This is a genomic window from Pseudomonas sp. 1152_12, from assembly GCF_052850675.1.
The window spans coordinates 52,626-71,317 of record NZ_VXCW01000008.1; the positions used below are offsets into that span (position 1 = coordinate 52,626).

General features: G+C 61.3%; 22 protein-coding genes. 14 read left to right on the forward strand and 8 right to left on the reverse strand.

Features of this window, described 5'->3' with window-relative positions:
- Position 1: 1 nt before the first annotated feature.
- From FW764_RS16390 to FW764_RS16400, 3 genes are all read right to left on the reverse strand, one after another.
- The gene (locus tag FW764_RS16390) at positions 2 to 1,267 is read right to left on the reverse strand and encodes an ABC transporter permease (protein WP_446434773.1); all 1,266 of its coding nucleotides are present in this window, start codon (positions 1,265 to 1,267) and stop codon (positions 2 to 4) included.
- 1 nt (position 1,268) lies between these two features.
- On the reverse strand, positions 1,269 to 1,979 hold the full coding sequence (locus tag FW764_RS16395) for an ABC transporter ATP-binding protein (protein WP_446434774.1): 711 nt from the start codon (positions 1,977 to 1,979) through the stop codon (positions 1,269 to 1,271).
- 90 nt (positions 1,980 to 2,069) lie between these two features.
- Positions 2,070 to 2,675, reverse strand: a complete 606-nt coding sequence (locus FW764_RS16400) for a DUF2796 domain-containing protein (RefSeq protein ID WP_446434775.1) — start codon at positions 2,673 to 2,675, stop codon at positions 2,070 to 2,072.
- 130 nt (positions 2,676 to 2,805) lie between these two features.
- On the opposite strand from FW764_RS16400, the gene FW764_RS16405 reads away from it, so the two are divergent.
- Positions 2,806 to 3,147 carry a hypothetical protein gene (locus FW764_RS16405; RefSeq protein WP_446434776.1) on the forward strand — a complete coding sequence of 114 codons (342 nt, stop codon included), beginning with the start codon at positions 2,806 to 2,808 and terminating at the stop codon, positions 3,145 to 3,147.
- Here FW764_RS16405 and trxA read toward each other — a convergent pair.
- The 3 genes from trxA to FW764_RS16420 all read right to left on the reverse strand — a co-directional run bounded on the left by trxA (position 3,144) and on the right by FW764_RS16420 (position 5,275).
- Positions 3,144 to 4,016 carry a thioredoxin gene (trxA, locus tag FW764_RS16410; protein WP_446434777.1) on the reverse strand — a complete coding sequence of 291 codons (873 nt, stop codon included), beginning with the start codon at positions 4,014 to 4,016 and terminating at the stop codon, positions 3,144 to 3,146. The two genes, FW764_RS16405 and trxA, sit on opposite strands and share 4 nt — an antisense overlap.
- A 150-nt stretch (positions 4,017 to 4,166) precedes the next feature.
- Positions 4,167 to 4,823 (reverse strand): class I SAM-dependent methyltransferase, encoded by a 657-nt coding sequence (locus tag FW764_RS16415; protein ID WP_446434778.1) that lies wholly within the window; start codon positions 4,821 to 4,823, stop codon positions 4,167 to 4,169.
- Positions 4,820 to 5,275, reverse strand: a complete 456-nt coding sequence (locus FW764_RS16420) for a YbaY family lipoprotein (protein WP_446434779.1) — start codon at positions 5,273 to 5,275, stop codon at positions 4,820 to 4,822. The genes FW764_RS16415 and FW764_RS16420 overlap by 4 nt, the downstream gene beginning before the upstream one ends.
- Positions 5,276 to 5,414: 139 nt before the next feature.
- On the opposite strand from FW764_RS16420, the gene nrdR reads away from it, so the two are divergent.
- The 13 genes from nrdR (at position 5,415) to FW764_RS16485 (ending at position 14,668) form a co-directional block, all read left to right on the forward strand.
- Complete coding sequence (nrdR, locus tag FW764_RS16425) at positions 5,415 to 5,885, forward strand: transcriptional regulator NrdR (RefSeq protein ID WP_053258286.1); 471 nt, start codon at positions 5,415 to 5,417, stop codon at positions 5,883 to 5,885.
- Entirely contained in the window at positions 5,882 to 7,018 is a 1,137-nt protein-coding gene (gene ribD, locus FW764_RS16430) for a bifunctional diaminohydroxyphosphoribosylaminopyrimidine deaminase/5-amino-6-(5-phosphoribosylamino)uracil reductase RibD (protein WP_446434780.1), read from the forward strand. The genes nrdR and ribD overlap by 4 nt, the downstream gene beginning before the upstream one ends.
- A gap of 47 nt (positions 7,019 to 7,065) precedes the next feature.
- On the forward strand, positions 7,066 to 7,728 hold the full coding sequence (locus FW764_RS16435; RefSeq protein ID WP_242152935.1) for a riboflavin synthase: 663 nt from the start codon (positions 7,066 to 7,068) through the stop codon (positions 7,726 to 7,728).
- A gap of 15 nt (positions 7,729 to 7,743) precedes the next feature.
- On the forward strand, positions 7,744 to 8,835 hold the full coding sequence (gene ribBA / locus FW764_RS16440) for a bifunctional 3,4-dihydroxy-2-butanone-4-phosphate synthase/GTP cyclohydrolase II (RefSeq protein WP_446434781.1): 1,092 nt from the start codon (positions 7,744 to 7,746) through the stop codon (positions 8,833 to 8,835).
- Between the two features lie 88 nt (positions 8,836 to 8,923).
- Positions 8,924 to 9,400: a 6,7-dimethyl-8-ribityllumazine synthase gene (gene ribH, locus FW764_RS16445; RefSeq protein WP_122486058.1), complete on the forward strand. Its 477-nt coding sequence runs from the start codon at positions 8,924 to 8,926 to the stop codon at positions 9,398 to 9,400.
- On the forward strand, positions 9,397 to 9,897 hold the full coding sequence (gene nusB, locus FW764_RS16450) for a transcription antitermination factor NusB (RefSeq protein WP_446434782.1): 501 nt from the start codon (positions 9,397 to 9,399) through the stop codon (positions 9,895 to 9,897). The genes ribH and nusB overlap by 4 nt, the downstream gene beginning before the upstream one ends.
- Positions 9,898 to 9,915: 18 nt before the next feature.
- Positions 9,916 to 10,881 (forward strand): thiamine-phosphate kinase, encoded by a 966-nt coding sequence (gene thiL / locus FW764_RS16455; protein WP_446434783.1) that lies wholly within the window; start codon positions 9,916 to 9,918, stop codon positions 10,879 to 10,881.
- 55 nt (positions 10,882 to 10,936) lie between these two features.
- Positions 10,937 to 11,662 carry a substrate-binding periplasmic protein gene (locus tag FW764_RS16460; protein ID WP_446434784.1) on the forward strand — a complete coding sequence of 242 codons (726 nt, stop codon included), beginning with the start codon at positions 10,937 to 10,939 and terminating at the stop codon, positions 11,660 to 11,662.
- 129 nt (positions 11,663 to 11,791) lie between these two features.
- Positions 11,792 to 12,409 (forward strand): GTP cyclohydrolase II, encoded by a 618-nt coding sequence (gene ribA / locus FW764_RS16465; protein ID WP_446434785.1) that lies wholly within the window; start codon positions 11,792 to 11,794, stop codon positions 12,407 to 12,409.
- Positions 12,406 to 12,825, forward strand: a complete 420-nt coding sequence (locus FW764_RS16470; protein ID WP_446434786.1) for an MFS transporter — start codon at positions 12,406 to 12,408, stop codon at positions 12,823 to 12,825. Before ribA ends, FW764_RS16470 begins: the two co-directional genes overlap by 4 nt.
- Positions 12,822 to 13,622 carry a cobalamin-binding protein gene (locus tag FW764_RS16475; protein WP_446434787.1) on the forward strand — a complete coding sequence of 267 codons (801 nt, stop codon included), beginning with the start codon at positions 12,822 to 12,824 and terminating at the stop codon, positions 13,620 to 13,622. The genes FW764_RS16470 and FW764_RS16475 overlap by 4 nt, the downstream gene beginning before the upstream one ends.
- A gap of 266 nt (positions 13,623 to 13,888) precedes the next feature.
- Positions 13,889 to 14,125 carry a hypothetical protein gene (locus FW764_RS16480; protein ID WP_446434788.1) on the forward strand — a complete coding sequence of 79 codons (237 nt, stop codon included), beginning with the start codon at positions 13,889 to 13,891 and terminating at the stop codon, positions 14,123 to 14,125.
- Positions 14,126 to 14,161: 36 nt separating this feature from the next.
- Positions 14,162 to 14,668 (forward strand): lipoprotein, encoded by a 507-nt coding sequence (locus tag FW764_RS16485; protein ID WP_446434789.1) that lies wholly within the window; start codon positions 14,162 to 14,164, stop codon positions 14,666 to 14,668.
- 9 nt (positions 14,669 to 14,677) lie between these two features.
- Here the strand turns inward: FW764_RS16485 and FW764_RS16490 are convergent, their stop codons facing one another.
- Complete coding sequence (locus FW764_RS16490) at positions 14,678 to 16,579, reverse strand: TonB-dependent receptor domain-containing protein (protein ID WP_446434790.1); 1,902 nt, start codon at positions 16,577 to 16,579, stop codon at positions 14,678 to 14,680.
- 158 nt (positions 16,580 to 16,737) lie between these two features.
- Complete coding sequence (gene dxs, locus FW764_RS16495) at positions 16,738 to 18,636, reverse strand: 1-deoxy-D-xylulose-5-phosphate synthase (protein WP_446434791.1); 1,899 nt, start codon at positions 18,634 to 18,636, stop codon at positions 16,738 to 16,740.
- Positions 18,637 to 18,692: the final 56 nt, after the last annotated feature.

Genomic DNA, 18,692 nt, shown 5'->3' on the forward strand with positions numbered 1-18,692 from the left:
CTTATAAACGTATGGACAGGCCATCGGCCAGGGATTGTCTGTAGGCGCGCCACGCGGGCACGCTGCCCATCAACAGCGCCGCCGCGAGGATACCGGCGAGCAACGTCCATTCATATTCGCTGGGCCACGACATCGGCAGGTCCAGGCCATAGTTGGCCTGCAAATACCCGCGCGACGCGGCGATGCACACGTACAACAAGCCGACGCCCGCCACCACACCGGACAAGGCCAGGGCGAAGGCTTCGAAGATCAGCAAGGTTGCAATATGCCACGGCCTGGCGCCCACCGAACGCAGGATCGCCATTTCGCGGCGGCGCTCGTTGAGGCTGGTGAGGATCGCCGTGAGCATGCCAATCAACCCCGTCAGCACCACGAACAGCGAGATCACGAACAGCGCTTTTTCGGCGGTGCCCATCATGCTCCACAGCTCTTGCAGGGCCACGCCGGGCAGGATCGCCAGCATCGGTTCACCGCGGAAATCGTTGATCTCGCGTTGCAGGGCGAAGGTGGAAATCTTGTTGTTCAGGCCGAGCATAAACGCGGTAATGGCTTGCGGGGTCAGGTCCATGTTGCGTGCCTGATCGGCGCTGATGCGGCCTTTGCCTTGGGCCGGCACACCGTTGTGCCAGTCAATATGAATCGCTTCCATACCGCCGAGGCTGATGTGCAGCGTACGGTCAACCGGCGTGCCGGTGCGCTTGAGAATGCCGACCACGGTGAACGGTTTGTCATCGTGTTTAACCAGGCTGACCACCGCGACACCGTGCGCCAGTACCAGCTTGTCGCCCAGCTTGTAATGCAGCGCATCGGCCACTTCGGCACCGAGCACCACTTCAAATGGGTCGGTGGCGAAGGCGCGGCCGCTGGCCAGTTCGAGGTGTTGCTTGCGGCCGTACTGGTAGTGCTCGAAGTAGGATTCGTTGGTGCCCATCACCCGATAGCCACGGTGCGAGTCGCCGAGGGAAATCGGGATTGCCCATTTCACCTGCGGGCTGGCGGCGAAGTGTTCAAAGCTGTCCCAACGGATGTTGTTGGTGGCGTTGCCGATGCGGAACACCGAGTACAGCAGCAAGTTGACCGAGCCCGAACGCGCGCCGACGATCAGGTCGGTGCCGCTGATGGTGCTGGCGAAACTGTTGCGCGCTTCAACCCGTACGCGTTCCACCGCGAGCAACAAGCAGACTGAAAGCGCGATGGCGAAGGAGGTGAGGATCGCGGTAAAGCGGCGGTTAGCCAGGCTGGCCATGGCTAGACGAAACAAATACATCTCAAACCTCTGCGGGCGTGGCGGCGCGATTGAGTTCGGCCAGCGACAGGTGGCGGTCGAACAGCGGCGCGAGGCTCTGGTCATGGCTGACAAACAACAGGCTGGCACCGGCGTCACGGCATTCGGCAAACAACAGCTGAATGAAGGCTTCGCGGGCGTCGTAGTCCAGGGCCGAAGTGGGTTCGTCGGCGATCACCAGCTCTGGTTGGCCGATCAGCGCGCGGGCGGCGGCTACACGTTGTTGCTGGCCGATAGACAGCGAGTCTGCGCGGCGCTCCAGCAGGTCTTTGTCTTTGAGGCCCAAATGCGCGAGCAAGGTCGCGGCGGCCTTGTCGACACTGCCGTGGCGCTGAATCGCCCGTTGTGCGCGCAGTTTGGAAAAGTGACACGGCAGCTCGACGTTCTCGCGCACCGACAGAAACGGCAGCAAGTTGAACTGCTGGAAGATGTAGCCGGTGTGGTCCACGCGAAAGCGGTCACGAGCGCCGGCCGACAGCTTGGTCAGCTCCTGGCCGAGCAGGCGAATGCTGCCTCCAGTGGGTTTCTGCACGCCGCCCAAAAGCCCGAGCAGAGTGGTTTTGCCACTGCCGCTGGGGCCTTTGAGAAACAGGGTTTCGCCAGCTTCCAGGCGGAATGCGGGGATGTCCAGCAACTGCGGGTGGCCGGGCCAGTTGAAGCCCAGGTCGGACAGTTCGATTAACGCTTGGGTCATGGGGAATCAGTGTCGCCTGGTTGTAGGAAATAGCGCCGATCAACTGTGGGAGCAGGCAAGCCAGCTCCCGCAGTGATTGGTTTTTTCAGATCAGAACTTCAGGGTGGCTGCCTGGGCTGTTGCTTCCACACCTTGCTGGCCGCTTGGGCCGATCAGTTGTACCTGAATTTTCTGGGTAGCGGGGAAGGTCTTAAACACCTGGCTCAGGTCCAGCTTGCTCAGCGCCGTCGGCGTGGCGCAGGTGAACTGGTAGTGCGCGTGGATTTCGCTGTGGTCGTGATGATGCGCGTGGGCGGCTGTGCCTTTGCCGTCGGTGGCGTGGTCGTCATCATCGTCGTCGTGCTCGGTTTCAGGCTTGTCGCCGAACAATGGGCTGTTGAGTTCCTGGGAGCTGATCACGCAACCTGCGGACTTGGGCAGGTTGAACAGGGCCAGCGGGTTTTCCAGCTGTTTGCGTGCGGCGGCGACCTTAGCCTTGTCGGCGGCGGTGGTTGCCAGGTGTTCGAAACCCACCAGGTTCATCGCCGGGCTGTCTAGCTCAAGCTCCAGGGCCTGGCCGTCGAGCACTGCGTTGAGGCGGCCGACGCCGTGTTCATGAGCGCCGAGGCTGCCGTGCTCATGGTCATGATCGTCGTGAGCATGGGCGATAGCCAATGGCAACAGGGCAAACGGCAAAGCAAGCAGCAGACGGCGCATGAGAGGGCTCCAGAACATGAAAGTTTTGTTATGTGATCTTATAACAATAGTCGCAGAGTTTGACCGCCCGCTTGGCGTTGCGCAAGCCGCGTGGGAGCATGCCGGTCAGAAAAGTGCAGGAGTAAGGACGATGTTGCGAATTCGTGGAACCATCGGCGACCTGCCGGTGGACTTGACCCTGGAGCTGGACGACGGCGATTGGGCGCGCTTGGGCGCCCACTTGCAGGCGGCCCCCGCGCCGAGCGAGCCAACTGCTGCGCCGGTCAAACAGAACGATGATCTGTGGCAGAGCGCCCAGGACCTGTTGCGCAAGGCCAGGCAACTCAACGGGCTGGAGTTGCTCGACCAGTTGGAAGGCTTGGCCGGCGACGCCGCATCAGGCAAGCGCCTGCTGGTGCGCCTGCGCCATAGCGCCCATGTGAAAGTAGCCAGCGGCGGGGATACGCCGCTGTACAGTTGGATCGGCGATTAATACAGCGCGGCGAACAACTTGCGGCGGTACACGGTGACCAGCGGGTGGTCATTGCCGAGCAGTTCGAACACCTGCAGCAAGGTCTTGTGCGGCAGGCCTTCGCTGTAGCTGCGGTTGCGGATAAACAGTTTGAGCAAGCCTTCCAGCGCCGCATCGTATTGCTGGCGCGCCAGTTGCTGAATCGCCAGTTGGTAGGTCGCTTCATCGTCCTGCGGGTTTTGCGCCAGGCGGCTTTTCAATTCGGCGGCGTCCGGCAGGTCTGCTGCCTGGCGCAGGAAGGTGATTTGCGCCTTGGCCCCGGCGAGGGCGGCTTTGTGATCATCGCTTTTCACGGCGTCGAGCACGCTCTGGGCTTCGCCCAATTCACCGCGTTCGGCCAGGCAGCGCGCGTACAGGATCAGGGCGGCGGCATTGGTGTTGTCCTCACCCAGCAGCACGACCAGCACCGCTTCGGCGTCGCTGATACGGCCTTCGGCAAACAGCGCCTGGGCCTGTTCCAGCGGGTCAGCCGCGGCGGGCGGCGGCATCTGCACATGTGGCTCCAGCATCGCCCGCACCGCCGACTCCGGCTGCGCTCCGGCAAACCCATCCACCGGCTGGCCGTCCTTGAACAGCACCACGGTGGGCAGGCTTTGAATGCCAAAGCGCGCGACGATATCCTGCTCGGCCTCGCAATCGACCTTGGCCAGCAGCAACTCGCCCTGATAACTCTCGGCAATTTTCGCCAACATGGGCATCAACGCCTTGCACGGCGCGCACCACTCGGCCCAGAAATCCACGAGTACGGGTTTTTCGAAGGAGTTCTGGATAACCGCCTGGTCGAAGTTGGCGGTGGTGACGTCGAAAATGTACGGCGTGGGCTCACTCATGGGGCATCTCGAATAAAGCGGGAATGGGGCAACTATAAGGGCTGGCGTGGTTGGCTGAAAGCGTGGTTGATTCAAGATCGCTCTCGCAGGCACGCCAGCGCCCACAGAGGGGCGCGGTCAACTGTGGGAGCGGGCTTGCCCGCGATGGCCTCAAGGGCGCCGCGAATGGTACAGGCTCACCTTGCGAAACTCCCAAGGCTCGGCCAAGTCGGGCAGCGTCAGCGCATCAAGGATTCCCAGACGCTGATAAGCCGGGTGCTGGAAGTCCCGCACCCGCGAGTCCGCCACCAGGGCTTCACGGCCGCGCGTCAGGAATTGATCCAGCAGCGGCAGGTTGGCGCGGTCGTAGAGCACATCGGCGACCAGGATCAGGTCGAAGCGGTCGGCTTCGGCGAAAAAATCCGCTGAATAACCCAGCGCCACACCGTTGAGATCAGCATTTGCCCGGCAGGACGCCAAGGCCAATGGATCAAGGTCGCAGACCACCACTTCCTGTGCGCCCGCTTTGACGGCGGCGATCCCGGCCACGCCGGAACCGGCGCCGAAATCCAGCACACGTTTGCCGGCGACCCACTCCGGGTTCGCCGCCAGGTAGCGCGCCAGCGCCAAACCGCTGGCCCAGCAAAAACTCCAGTACGGCGGCTCATGCAGGATGCGCCGGGTTTCTTCGGGGCTGAAGGCGCGGTCCATGTTGTCCGCGTCCAGCAGCCACAACGATAACTCGGTGCCGGGCAGCGGGCAGGCTACCAAGTGTGCGTCGCCGATTAGTTCGCTGAGGGCTCGTTGCAAGTCCAGCGGTGGCGTCATGGTGCTTTGACGAGTTGCAGGGGACCGGTGGTCTGGGTAATCGCCTGTGAGATGTGCACGGCGGGCAGGTGCAAGATCAACTGACCGGACTGGCTGGCGCGCCCACGCAGTTCAACGCGTGCACCGGCCGGGAAGGCTTCGGGGTTGAAGCGCAGGCGGAAGGCCAGGGGCTTGCCGTTGCCGCTCAATACGCTGCTTGCGAGCAGTTGCTGCGGGCGATTGCGCTCGTCGATCACCAGCAGCGCCAGTTCGACTTCGGCACCGGCAGGGATGTTGGTGAGGTTGCCATTGATTTCCCGTTGATAGGCCGGCAGGGGGCCGAGGTCTTCAATGCCGGGGACTTTTTTCTCTTGGGCGGGCGTTGGTTGAGGCGTCGAAGGCTTGGTGGCTTCGCTGCTGCAGGCGACCAGAAAACTGAACAGGGCGAGTAAAACAAGTGGTCGTAACTGCATGTACGGCTCCAGAAAGGACAAAATCCGTGGCTTAAAAAATATGAAACATAATAGTCAGCCTATATACCGTAAAGGCTATGGCTTGTCTTGCCACGGGGATGCGCTACCATGGCCCTCCCTTTTTTTGTTGCCTGCCACCATGCACTGTCCCTTCTGCGGTGCCAACGACACCAAGGTCATTGACTCGCGTCTGGTCGCCGAGGGCGATCAAGTACGTCGCCGGCGCGAATGCCTGGCCTCTGGCTGCGGTGAACGTTTCACCACCTTCGAAACCGCCGAACTGGTACTGCCACGTCTGATCAAGTCCGACGGCAGCCGCCAACCTTTCGACGAAGAAAAACTGCGCGCCGGTATGCAGCGCGCCCTGGAAAAACGCCCGGTGAGTGTCGAGCGGCTGGAGGCGGCGCTGGCGCATATCAAGCACAAGCTGCGCGCGACCGGCGAGCGCGAGGTCAAGAGCCTGGTGGTTGGAGAACTGGTGATGGGCGAGCTGCAAAAGCTCGACGAAGTCGCCTATATCCGTTTCGCCTCGGTGTATCGACGCTTCCAGGACCTCAATGAGTTCCGCGAAGAAATCGACCGCCTGGCCCGTGAGCCGGTCAAGAAATGAACCCACCCTCTGCTGAACAGGCTGTGCTCGACGCCCATTACATGGCCCGCGCCCTCGAATTGGCGCGCAAGGGCCTGTACACCACTCATCCTAATCCGCGTGTGGGCTGCGTGATTGTGCGTGATGGGCAGATTGTCGGCGAAGGCTGGCACGAGCGCACCGGCGAACCCCACGCCGAACCGAATGCGCTGCGCGCCGCTGGCGACAAGGCGCGCGGCGCCACGGTCTACGTGACGTTGGAACCTTGCAGCCATCATGGGCACACACCGCCGTGTGCCGACGCACTGGTGACTGCCGGTGTTGCGCGGGTGGTGGCCGGGATGGAGGACCCGAATCCTGAAGTGGCCGGACGCGGTTTGCGGCGTTTGGCGCAAGCGGGTATCGAAACCCGCAGTGGCGTGCTGGAAAGTGAAGCGCGCGCGCTGAACCCGGGTTTCCTCAAACGCATGGAACACGGCCTGCCGTTTGTGCGGGTCAAGCTGGCGATGAGCCTGGACGGCCGCACCGCGATGGCCAGCGGTGAAAGCCAATGGATCACCGGCCCAGCTGCCCGCGCCGCCGTGCAGCGCCTGCGTGCCGAGGCCAGTGTGGTGTTGACCGGTGCTGATACCGTCTTGGCCGACGGCGCCCGGCTGACCGTACGTGCCGCCGAACTGGGCCTGGACGAAGTCACCACGGCGCTGGCCATGTCCCGCCCGCCGTTGCGCGTGTTGATCGACGGGCGCCTGCGGGTGCCGCTCAACGCGCCGTTCTTTAAGGCTGGCCCGGCGTTGGTGATCACCTGTGTGACGCCGGAAAACCAATTCCCCCGTGGCCCCGAGTGCCTGGTTGTGCCGGGCGTTGACGGTCAGGTTGACCTGCGTTCGGCGCTGGTCGCTCTGGCCGCCCGTGGCGTCAACGAAGTGTTGGTCGAAGCCGGGCCGAGCCTGGCGGGCGCGTTTGCCCAGCAAGGGCTGGTGGACGAGTACGTGATATTCGTCGCCGGCAAGTTCCTCGGCTCTGCCGCCCGGCCTTTGCTGGACTGGCCGCTTGAGAAACTGGCCGATGCCCCCCCACTCAAGATCACTGAAATGCGCGCTGTTGGCGATGACTGGCGAGTCACTGCCATACCTATGCCGGCAGCGAGCGTATAATTCTGACCGGGCGCTCAAACGCCCGTCCCGTTTTCCAGGAGAAGGCCATGTTCACCGGCATTATCGAATCCATCGGCAGCATCCGTGCCATGACCCCCAAAGGCGGCGATATCCGCCTGCTGGTTGAAACCGGCAAGCTGGACCTCGGCGACGTCAAGTTGGGCGACAGCATTGCCGTAAGCGGTGTGTGTCTGACCGTCATCGAGCTGCCGGGCAACGGCTTTGCCGCAGATGTCAGCCGGGAAACCCTGGACTGCACCGCGATGAACGACCTCAAGGCTGGCAGCCCGGTCAACCTGGAAAAAGCCCTGACCCCGACTACCCGCCTGGGCGGCCACTTGGTCAGCGGCCACGTCGACGGCGTTGGCGAAGTGGTTTCGCGTAGCGAAAACGCGCGCGCCGTGGAGTTTCGCATCCGTGCGCCAAAAGAACTGGCCAAGTACATCGCCCACAAAGGCTCGATCACCGTCGACGGCACCAGCCTGACCGTGAACGCCGTGAATGGCGCCGAATTTGAACTGACCATCATTCCCCACACCCTGAGCGAAACCATCATGGCGTCCTACCAGCCAGGTCGCCGGGTGAATCTGGAAGTCGACTTGCTTGCCCGTTACCTGGAGCGCCTGTTGTTGGGCGATAAGGCCGCAGAGCCAGCATCTGGGAACATCACTGAAAGTTTTCTGGCCGCTAACGGCTACCTGAAATCCTGACCAAGGGGGTGCCGCGTGGCGCTCAATAGCATCGAAGAACTGGTTGAAGACATCCGCCAAGGCAAGATGGTCATCCTGATGGATGACGAAGACCGTGAGAATGAAGGCGACATCATCATGGCCGCCGAAGCCTGCAAAGCTGAGCACATCAACTTCATGGCCAAGCACGCTCGCGGGCTGATCTGCATGCCCATGAGCCGTGAGCGCTGCGAATTGCTCAAGCTGCCGCTGATGGCGCCGCGCAATGGCTCGGGGTTTGGTACCAAGTTCACCGTATCGATTGAAGCGACCACCGGCGTGACTACTGGTATTTCCGCGGCCGACCGTGCACGTACCGTGCAGGCCGCCGCCGCGAAAGACGCCAAGGCCGAAGACATCGTCAGCCCAGGCCACATCTTCCCGCTGATGGCCCAGCCGGGCGGAACCCTGGCCCGCGCCGGCCACACCGAAGCGGCCTGCGACTTGGCACGCATGGCCGGTTTCGAGCCGAGCGGCGTGATCTGTGAAGTGATGAATGACGACGGCACCATGGCCCGTCGCACTGAACTTGAAGCGTTTGCCGCCGAACACAGCATCAAGATCGGCACCATTGCCGACCTCATTCACTACCGTATGATCCACGAACGTACCGTTCAGCGGATTGCCGAGCAGCCGCTGGACAGCGAACTGGGCCAATTCAATTTGGTGACCTACCGTGATTCAGTGGAAGGCGACGTGCACATGGCGCTGACCCTGGGCAAAATTTGCGCTGAAGAGCCGACCCTGGTGCGCGTGCACAACATGGACCCGTTGCGCGACCTGTTGATGGTCAAGCAACCGGGCCGTTGGAGCCTGCGCGCCGCCATGGCGGCGGTCTCCGAGGCAGGCAGCGGTGTGGTGTTGCTGTTGGGCAACCCGGTGGATGGTGACGTGTTGCTGGCGCATATCCGCGAAACCGCCGATCAGGTGCCAGTGAAAAAACCGACGACCTACAGCATCGTCGGTGCCGGTTCGCAGATCCTTCGCGACCTGGGCGTGCGCAAAATGCGCCTGATGAGCGCACCGATGAAATTTAATGCGATATCCGGTTTCGACCTGGAAGTTGTAGAATACGTGCCCTCCGAATAAAGGCTGGCGATTTTTGCCCCTTGTTCGCGGTTAAAACATCACTGAGGGACGCACTTTTCGCGTCCCGGCTCTTTAAGAGATTTGTCGAATGACCCTGAAGACCATCGAAGGTACCTTCATCGCCCCCAAAGGCCGCTATGCCCTAGTGGTTGGCCGTTTCAACAGCTTCGTGGTTGAAAGCCTGGTAAGCGGTGCCGTTGACGCCCTGGTTCGCCACGGTGTGAGCGAGAGCGATATCACTGTCATCCGTGCCCCTGGCGCCTTCGAAATTCCACTGGTTGCGCAAAAAGTTGCACAGCAGGGTGAATACGCGGCGATCATCGCCCTGGGCGCGGTCATTCGTGGCGGCACTCCGCACTTCGAATACGTGGCCGGTGAATGCACCAAGGGCCTGGCCCAGGTGTCCATGGAGTTCGGCGTGCCAGTCGCTTTCGGCGTACTGACCGTAGATTCCATCGAACAAGCCATCGAGCGTTCCGGCACCAAGGCGGGTAACAAAGGCGCTGAAGCTGCTCTGTCCGCGCTGGAAATGGTTAGCCTGCTGTCGCAGTTGGAGGCCAAGTGATTTCCGACGAAAGCGATCAGTTCAACCCTAAGGACCCGCGCCCCTCCGACGCTGGTAAGCCATCCAAGAGCGAAAAGCGCCGTGGCGCCCGCCAGCTCGCGACTCAGGCGCTTTACCAGCGCCACATGTCTAAAACCTCGCTGAACGAGATCGAAGCGCAGTTTCGCGTCGATAACGACTTTACGTTTGCCGACCAGAACTACTTCCACGACATCCTGCACGGTGTGCATGCCAATCTGACCGAGATCGACACGGCCCTGGCACCTTGCCTGGACCTGACCATCGAAGAACTGGACCCGGTTGAATTGTGCGTGATGCGCCTGTCCACCTGGGAGCTGCTCAAGCGCGTCGACGTGCCGTATCGCGTGGTGATCAACGAAGGTATCGAGCTGGCGAAAGTCTACGGTTCGACCGACGGCCACAAGTTCGTCAACGGCGTGCTCGACAAACTGGCCCCGCGCCTGCGTGAAGCCGAAGTGAAGGAACACAAGCGCTAAGTAGCGCTTGAGTCCCGAATGGGCGAGTTTGAGCTGATCCGCCAATTCTTCGCCGCCGCGCCCTGTGCGCAAGGCGGCGAAGGCATTGCCTTGGGGATCGGCGACGACTGCGCCTTGCTGACGCTCCCCGCTGGGGAGCAGTTGGCAATCTCCACCGATACCTTAGTTGCCGGCGTGCATTTTGCCGACCCGTGTGACCCGTTCCTGCTCGGCCAGCGCTCGCTGGCCGTAGCCGTGAGCGACTTGGCCGCCATGGGCGCCCATCCCCTTGCCTTTACCCTTGCCCTTACCACGCCGACGGTCGATGCCGATTGGCTGCAACGCTATGCCCAGGGTTTGAACGCCATGGCGCAAAGCTGCGGCGTGGGTTTGGTCGGTGGCGACACCACGCGCGGGCCGCTGAGCCTGACGCTGACGGTATTTGGCCGTGTGCCTGCCGGGCAGGCGTTGACGCGTGGCGGCGCGCAGCCGGGCGATTTACTGTGTGTGGGTGGAGAACTGGGCAATGCGGCGGGGGCTTTGCCACTGGTGTTGAAACAACGCACGGCTGACGCCTCCCTCGCCGAACCCCTGCTGGCCCATTACTGGTCGCCACAACCACAGCTGGCGCTGGGCCTGGCTTTGCGGGGTAAGGCGACATCCGCCATGGATATCTCCGACGGGCTGTTGGCCGATTGCGGGCATATCGCCAAGGCATCGGCTGTCAGCCTGCTGATCGAGCGCCAGCGGTTGCCGTTGTCCAAGGCCTTGTTGGCGTTTGTCGGCGATGCCGAGGCGCGCGTGGCGGCCTTGAGCGGAGGCGACGACTACGTGTTGGCGTTTACCCTGCCACCTGCCGAGCTGGCGCCCTTGTTGTCCGATGGTTGGCCGATCAACGTGATTGGCCGGGTGGAGGCCGGGCAGGGTGTAACGCTGCTCGATGCCACTGGGCAAGACATCACCCCGGTCGTGCGCGGCTATCAGCATTTTCGCGAAACGCCCTAAACCGGCCACCTGCGCTACCCTTTATACGGTTGTCACGGTGTAGGAGGTTGTCACCATGGATGTACGCCGCCGCTTGCTGGTTATGCTGTGTGCCGTCGTGTCGCTGGTGCAGGCGCAAGAAGCGACGGTGCCTGGCAAGATGGTGCTGGCCAGTGAGGAATGGAGCGACTACACCAACAAAGATGGCAGCGGTCTGGGGTGGGATTTAGTGCGACAGATCTTTGAGCCGGTTGGTATCACCGTGCAAACCCGCAGCGAGCCCTATACCCGCTCGATCGGCCTGGCTCGGCGTGGCGAAGTGGATGGCTGGCTCGGCTCTTACCGCGATGAGGCCAGCGGCGTGTCGTACCCGCACTGGAACTTCGACGCCGACCACATCTACGCTCTGGGCTTGGCGACTACGCCGACGCCTAGCATTGCCACGCTGGGCAACTACCGTTTGGCCTGGGTGCGCGGCTATAAGTACGAGAAGTACCTGCCGAATCTGCGCCGATTTCATCAGGTCGAACGCCGAGACGGCATTTTGCCCATGCTGCAGCACGCTCGCGCCGACTTCTATATCGATGCGCTCACCGAAGCCAAGTACGTCTTGAGTCAGTCTGATGACCCGTCGCAATTCAAGCTTACGCATATCGCCGAACTGCCGCTTTACATAGGCTTTGCCGACACTGAGCGCGGGCGGGCATTGATGGAGGTGTATGACCAGCGCATGGCCGCCTTGGTTAAAAGTGGTGAGCTGAAGCCGATTTTCGACCGCTGGAAACAGCCGTACCCGTTTTGACTCGCATAGAACCGAGACGAAGGCCAATCGAACCGATTGATCTTTATCAGCGATAATTCAGCTTAAGCGTCTGTAGGAACCTGCTGTTACAATGGCGCCCTCTGTGAAATCTGAAATCAGGAGCACACGGTGCCCGTCGTTTTCGTCGCCGCTTCCAAGCTGCCTACCCCTTTTGCCACGTTCACCATGAACGGCTTTCTCGAAGAAGCCACTGGGCGCGAGCACGTCGTGCTCAGCCTGGGTGACCTCACTGACGGCGCGCCGGTGCTGGGTCGCGTGCACTCCGAGTGCCTGACTGGCGATGCGTTGTTCAGCCAGCGCTGTGACTGTGGTTCGCAACTGGAAGCCGCCATGCGCGCCATCGCCCGAGAAGGCCGTGGCGTGTTGTTGTACTTGCGCCAGGAAGGCCGTGGCATTGGCCTGATGAACAAAATCCGTGCCTACGAGCTGCAAGACGGCGGCGCCGATACCGTTGAAGCCAACGAACGCCTGGGTTTCGCCGCCGACCAGCGTGACTACGCGATCTGTCTGCCGATGCTTGAGTACCTGGGCGTGAAGTCCCTGCGCCTGATGACCAACAACCCGCGCAAGGTCAAAGCCTTGACCGAAATGGGCATCACCGTGGCCGAGCGCGTGCCACTGCACACCGGGCAAAACCCGCACAACAAACTCTATTTGGCCACCAAAGCCAGCAAGCTCGACCACATGATGGGCAACGAGCATCAGGGCGAGGTCGACCGCGCGTGACCCGTGGTCAGGTGAAACGCCGGCTGTCCTTCAACTGGTGGCAGTACCTGGCCCTGGCATTGCTGCCGCTATTTGTGATCAACCTGGTGTTTGGCCAGGCCGAACCTTTGCTTCCCGTGTTGGCTATGCCGTTCTTTATTGCAGGCGTGGCCTCAATGTTTCTGAGCCTGCGTTATTTTCATGGCTATAAACACGCGCTGATCGCCACCGCCAAAGCCCTCGACACCGCTGAAGAACCGGCTGCCTGGATTACCCTCGCGGCCCGACGTCGCACGGCTTTGCTGGTGGCGGCGATACCGGCCTGGATCGGCGCGCTGGCGGTGTTTGTCGGCCTGGAAGCCGTGCCGCTGTTCCTGCTGGCGCTGTCGACGCTGGTACTGTTTTACCTCTACCGCATCCCGCGTCAATTGGGATGATGCGCTACTGGCTGGCGGTGCTGCTGCTGGCAGTCAGTGCCCAGGCGTTGGCGGTCGAGCGCGTCGTCAGCCTGGCGCCGTCACTCTCTGAAATCGTGCTTGAACTGGGCGCCGCCGACCTGCTGGTGGGCGTGCTCGATGGCGGCGAACGCCCGGCGGCATTGGCGCAAGTGCCCTCGGTTGGGCAATACGGGCAATTGAACATGGAGCGCCTGCTCAGCCTCAAGCCTGACCTGATCCTGCTCTGGCCCGGCAGCGTTGGTCCTGCGCAACGCGAGCAGTTGCAGCGCCTGAATATCCCCGTCTACGTCGCCGAACCGCATAGCCTTGAACAGCTGACGTCCCAGATCCAAGCCATCGCTCAACAACTGGGCCGTGAAGAGGCGGGTCGACAATTAGCGGCGCAGTTACGCCAGCGCCTGGCCGAACTGCGCCAACGCTATCAGCGTGCCGAGCCCTTACGGGTGTTTTACCAAGTGTGGAACCAGCCGCTGTACACCGTGGGCGGTGGGCAAATCATCAGCGATGCGCTGAGTGTGTGCGGCGCGCGTAATGTATTCGACGACCTGAAGCTGCCCGCGCCACAGGTCAGCATTGAGTCGGTGTTGCAGCGTAATCCGCAGCTGATTCTGGCTGCCGATCAGGTGCAACTCGATGCCTGGAAGGCCTGGCCGCAAATAGCGGCGGTGGCCGAAGGCCGGTTGCAGATAGTCCCGGACAAGGGGCTGGAGCGGCCGAGCGGGCAGATGATCGAGGCTATCGCGAAGCTCTGTCAGTCAGTGGCCCCCCAGCGCTGACAATCCGTTGTGTTTCCATCCTGGTCGGTGCGATTGATCTACCAAGATGTCGGACTTTGCCTCCAGATTTACGCACCCAGGGTTGCTAGTGTCGCCGGTCCCCCATTCGGGTTAATTAGGCAGCATAAGGACACATCATGCGTTATCTCTTCGCGTTTGCGGGTACAGCCCTCGTATTGACGCTGATAAGCGGGTGCGATCTGTCACAAAGACTCTCTGAGCTCAGGACATTTGGTAACCATCCTATAGTCGACAGGACTTCTTCGATGGACAGCACCCAGCAAGACATCCTGAACATTCAGAAACCCACGAAAATCACCTCTATCCGTGGCGGCACCGCACAGTGCTTCGACTACGCATTGGCGCGTGATGGAAAAAGCGCCGATTATTTCGTCTCTTTCACCTCCAGTGGGTGGGTTAACGCCTGGGGCTACGCAACCTGCAGCACCGCGTTGGCCGAGGGTAGCCTGGCGTCCAATGAGCGGGTCAGCAGGAAATACTGATCATTGATGCTGTGTTGCGAGGGTGGCGCGTGAGCGTTGATTGCGCTGCAACGCTCGCGTGAACGTTACGTGTTCTCCTACCGGTTATTAAGAGTTGTCCATCGGGTAGTTTCGGCGCCAGGGCGATACGCTGCTGTCCGCGATGCGTGCTGCATAGCGATCGTTCAAAAACAGGAGGTGGCCATGCGCCGTTTGATATTCGGTATTTCTACCGCTCTTTTGCTCACCGGTTGCAACACACTGGAAGGCGTCTCAACGTTGATGGATTTCAGCAACCACCCCGTCGCAGCCAAAGCCGCAGAGGGCAGCAGGGCTACAAAGCAGGACATTCTTGCGATCCAGCAACCCACGCGCGTTACCCCGGTTCGCAATGGCAGTTCACAGTGCTTTGACTATGAGTTGGAAAACAAAGGTAAGAAAAAGGATTTGTATGTCGGCTTTACCGATACGGGCACCGTCAACGCATACGGGTACATAACCTGCACGGAAGCCATCAAGGCCGGCTACCTGAACAGCAACGCGCCTTCCCGGCAGATTTACTGAGCCGGATCGTTACAGCTGCGGTGTCCACGTCAGGCCCAGCATCCAGGTCTGGCCCTCTTCGCGGTAGTCCTGATTATTGGAAAAGTCGGGCGAATTGTAGCTGTAGCGAGCACGTGCATACTGGCGGTCCAGCAGGTTGTCGACCTTCAGCGAAACACGGACTTCATGAGTGATCGCCCAACTGCCACGTACCCCGAGTAGCGCATAACCGCCCAGGCGATTGCGGTTGTCTTCATCGTCATAGCTGCTGCTGATGGCTTGCCAACTGGCACCCACACCCAACTTATCGAATTGCCGGTCCAGATCCAGGCTCAAGGTGCGCCGTGCGCGACGCGCCAGGGTGTGGCCGGTATCGCGGTCGCGCGGGTCGATAAATGCCACGCCCAGGTTGCCCTGCCAGCCAAACAGTTCCTGCTTGAGCGCCGCTTCAAAGCCATTGATGCGTGCCGACGCCACGTTTTGTGGCTTGTAGTTACTGTCGGCAACGATCGCGTCGCTTAAATCCGTGCGGTACAGCGAAGCTTCCAGGCGCGTACTGTCACTCAGTTGGCTACGCCATTGCAGCTCGTAGCTTTTCGAGGTCTCGGGCAGCAGGTTGGGGTTGCTGTACCTGGTGTCGGGGTAATAAAGGTCGTTGAAGGTCGGCGCACGGAAGCCTTCGCTGTAGCTCAGCAGTACGTCATTGTCGGCGTTGATCGGCACGGTAAGGGTGCCGCTCCAACTGTTCTGGCCACCGAATTGCTGGTTCTGGTCGCGGCGCAGGCCCAGTTCGGTGGAGAACCACTCGCCGTGGAAACGATGCTGCACAAAGGCGGCCCGGTTCCAGCGGCTGTTCTCGGTAAAGGCGCTGGAGCCGTTGAAGCGGTCTTCGTACCAGTCGCCGCCGAGGATCAGGCTGTTTTGCTCATCCAGCGTCAGGTCGTTTTGCCAGTTGACCGAGTCGCGGTAGGTGTTGAACACGCTGAAATCATCACTGAGCTTATCGCGCTTGGTATCACGGTTCTCGCTGTGGCCCAGCTCCAGGCGCGACTGCCAGCGTTCATTCAACTTGGCGTCGACATAGCCGCTGGCGCTGCTCACGGTGTAGTCGGTGTAGGGTTTTTGCCCAACTGTCTGTTCGGTAGTGGCGTCGTAGCGACCAAAGCTGTTGTCGTATTCCGACTTGCCGCGGTTATCCAATAGGTTGAAACCCACTTCCAGCTCATCTTTGAAGGCATGGCTGAGGTTCAGGCTGATGGACTGATTGCGATAGGCATCATGGTCGCCATCGCTGGGGAACGATTCGTGTGTAGCGTTGATACCCGCCGTGTCATCCAGGCTCGCTCCCACGTTGAAGCGCGTGTGCTCATCACCGCCAGACAGGCCAAGGCTGCGCTCCCAGGTCTGGTGGCTGCCAAACCCCAGTTTCAAGCGTGGCTGCAGGCCCTGCTCGGCATTGCGCCGGGTAAAAATCTGGATCACCCCGCCAATCGCGTCGCTGCCGTAGATCACCGAGCGCGAGCCGCGCAGCACTTCCACGCGTTCAATCTGGTCGACGTTCAGGTATTGCAGCCCGCTGTCGCCGGAGGTGGTATTGGCGATGCGCTGGCCATCGACCAGTACCAGGCTTTGTGCGGCCTTGGTGCCGCGAATGAAAATCCCCGGCAGGCTACTGCGACCACCGGTGGGCGCGACTTGCACACCGGGCACGCGGCGGAGCAAATCGCTCACGCTGGTGGGTTGCAAGCGGTCGATGTCATCGCGGGTAAACACGGTGTTGGCGGCGCTGCTGTCATTGCGCGCCTGGACCTGGCGGTTGGCGCTGATCACCACGTTGGCAAGTTTCAGCGCATCGTCACGCTCAAAACTGTCGGCCAACAGGTCAGTGGCGGGAAGCAGCAGCAAGGGCAGGGCGAGGTGAAGGCGGTTCATGGGCTGTCCATAGCATTTAAAAATGGCACAAAAACCAATGTGGGAGCGGGCTTGCTCGCGAATGCGGTGGCACATTCAACATCCCAGTTGACTGACACTGCGCATTCGCGAGCAAGCCCACTCCCACATTTAGTCCCGGTTTCCACCGGGAGGTCGGGTTACAGGCCCAGCAGCGCCATGCGCTCGCGCACCGAAGCCTCAATCCCGGCTTCATCCAGCCCACACTCAGCCAGCATCTGCGCCGGCTTGGCATGTTCGACATACACATCCGGCAAGCCCAAGTGCAGCACCGACTTGAGGATGTTCTCGCGCGCCAGGAATTCACTGACCGCCGCACCGGCGCCGCCCATGATGGCGTTTTCTTCGACGGTTACCAGTAACTCATGGCTACCGGCGATCTCGCGCACGAGTGCCTCGTCCAGCGGTTTGACGAAGCGCATGTCGACCACAGTGGCGTCGATCTTCTCGGCCACCTTCAGCGCTTCGGCCAATTGCACGCCAAACACCAGGAACGCCGTCTTGCTGCCTTGGCGCCGCACGATGCCTTTGCCGATCTCAATCGGTTCAAGGTCTTTCTCGATCACGGCATTCGGGCCATTACCGCGCGGGTAACGCACGGCAGCGGGGCCGTTGTACAGGTGGCCAGTGCTAAGCATCTTGCGCAGTTCGTTTTCGTCGCTTGGCGTCATCACCAGCATGCCGGGGATGCAGCGCAAGTAAGACAAGTCGAAGCTACCCGCGTGCGTCGGGCCGTCTTCGCCGACCAAACCGGCGCGGTCGATGGCGAACAGTACGTCAAGGTTCTGCACCGCTACGTCATGCACCAGTTGGTCATAACCGCGTTGCAGGAAGGTGGAGTAGATCGCTACCACCGGCTTGGCGCCTTCACAGGCCATGCCGGCAGCGAACGTAACGGCGTGCTGCTCGGCAATTGCCACGTCGAAATAGCGCAGCGGGAAACGCTCGCTGAACGCCACCAGGTCGGAGCCTTCCTTCATCGCCGGGGTAATGCCCATCAGGCGCGGGTCGGCGGCAGCCATGTCGCACAGCCATTCGCCAAACACGCCGGAATACTTCGGCCCGCTGGCTTTTTTCGGCGCGGCGGCGGGGGCGTCCAGCGGGTCGAGCTTGGTGATCGCGTGGTAACCAATCGGGTCGACTTCCGCCGGGGCGAAGCCTTTGCCTTTTTTGGTGACGATATGCAGGAACTGCGGACCTTTGAGGTCACGCATGTTACGCAGCGTGGCGATCAGGGTGGGCAGGTCATGGCCGTCTATCGGGCCGATGTAGTTCCAACCAAGCTCTTCGAACAGGGTGCCGGGCACCAGCATGCCTTTGGCGTATTCTTCGGTACGCCGAGCAATTTCCCACGCGCCGGGCAGACGCGAGAGCACCTTCTTGCTGCCTTCGCGCATGCTGGCGTAAGTGCGGCTGGAAAGGATTTTTGCCAGGTAATTCGACAGTCCACCGACATTGCGCGAAATCGACATGTCGTTGTCGTTAAGGATCACCAACATGTTGGCGTTCACTTCCGGCGCATGGTTCAGCGCTTCGAAGGCCATGCCGGCAGTCAGTGCGCCATCACCAATCACCGCAATCGCCTTGCGCTCACTGCCTTGCAGTCGGGCGGCAATCGCCATGCCCAGTGCGGCACTGATGGAGGTGCTGGAGTGGCCGACGCCAAAGGTGTCGTACTCGCTTTCTGAGCGGCGTGGGAAGGCGGCCAGGCCGTCTTTCTGGCGCAGAGTGGCCATGCGCTCGCGACGGCCGGTGAGAATTTTATGCGGATACGCCTGATGGCCCACGTCCCACACCAGCCGGTCGTCCGGGGTGTCGAACACGTAATGCAGGGCAATAGTCAGCTCGATGACGCCTAAGCCGGCACCGAAATGCCCACCGGTCTGACCGACCGTGTAGAGCAATTCCAGGCGCAACTCATCGGCCAGGGTTTCCAGCTCGGCTTCACCCAGTCGACGCAGGCCGTCCGGCGTGGCAGCACGGTCGAGCAGGGGCGTGGACGGGCGCTTGCGGGGAATCTCTTGAAACGTCGTGGGCATCAGGCGAATCGTTATAGGTATAGAAGAGGCGGCAGTTTACCTCAAGCCGTGCAAAC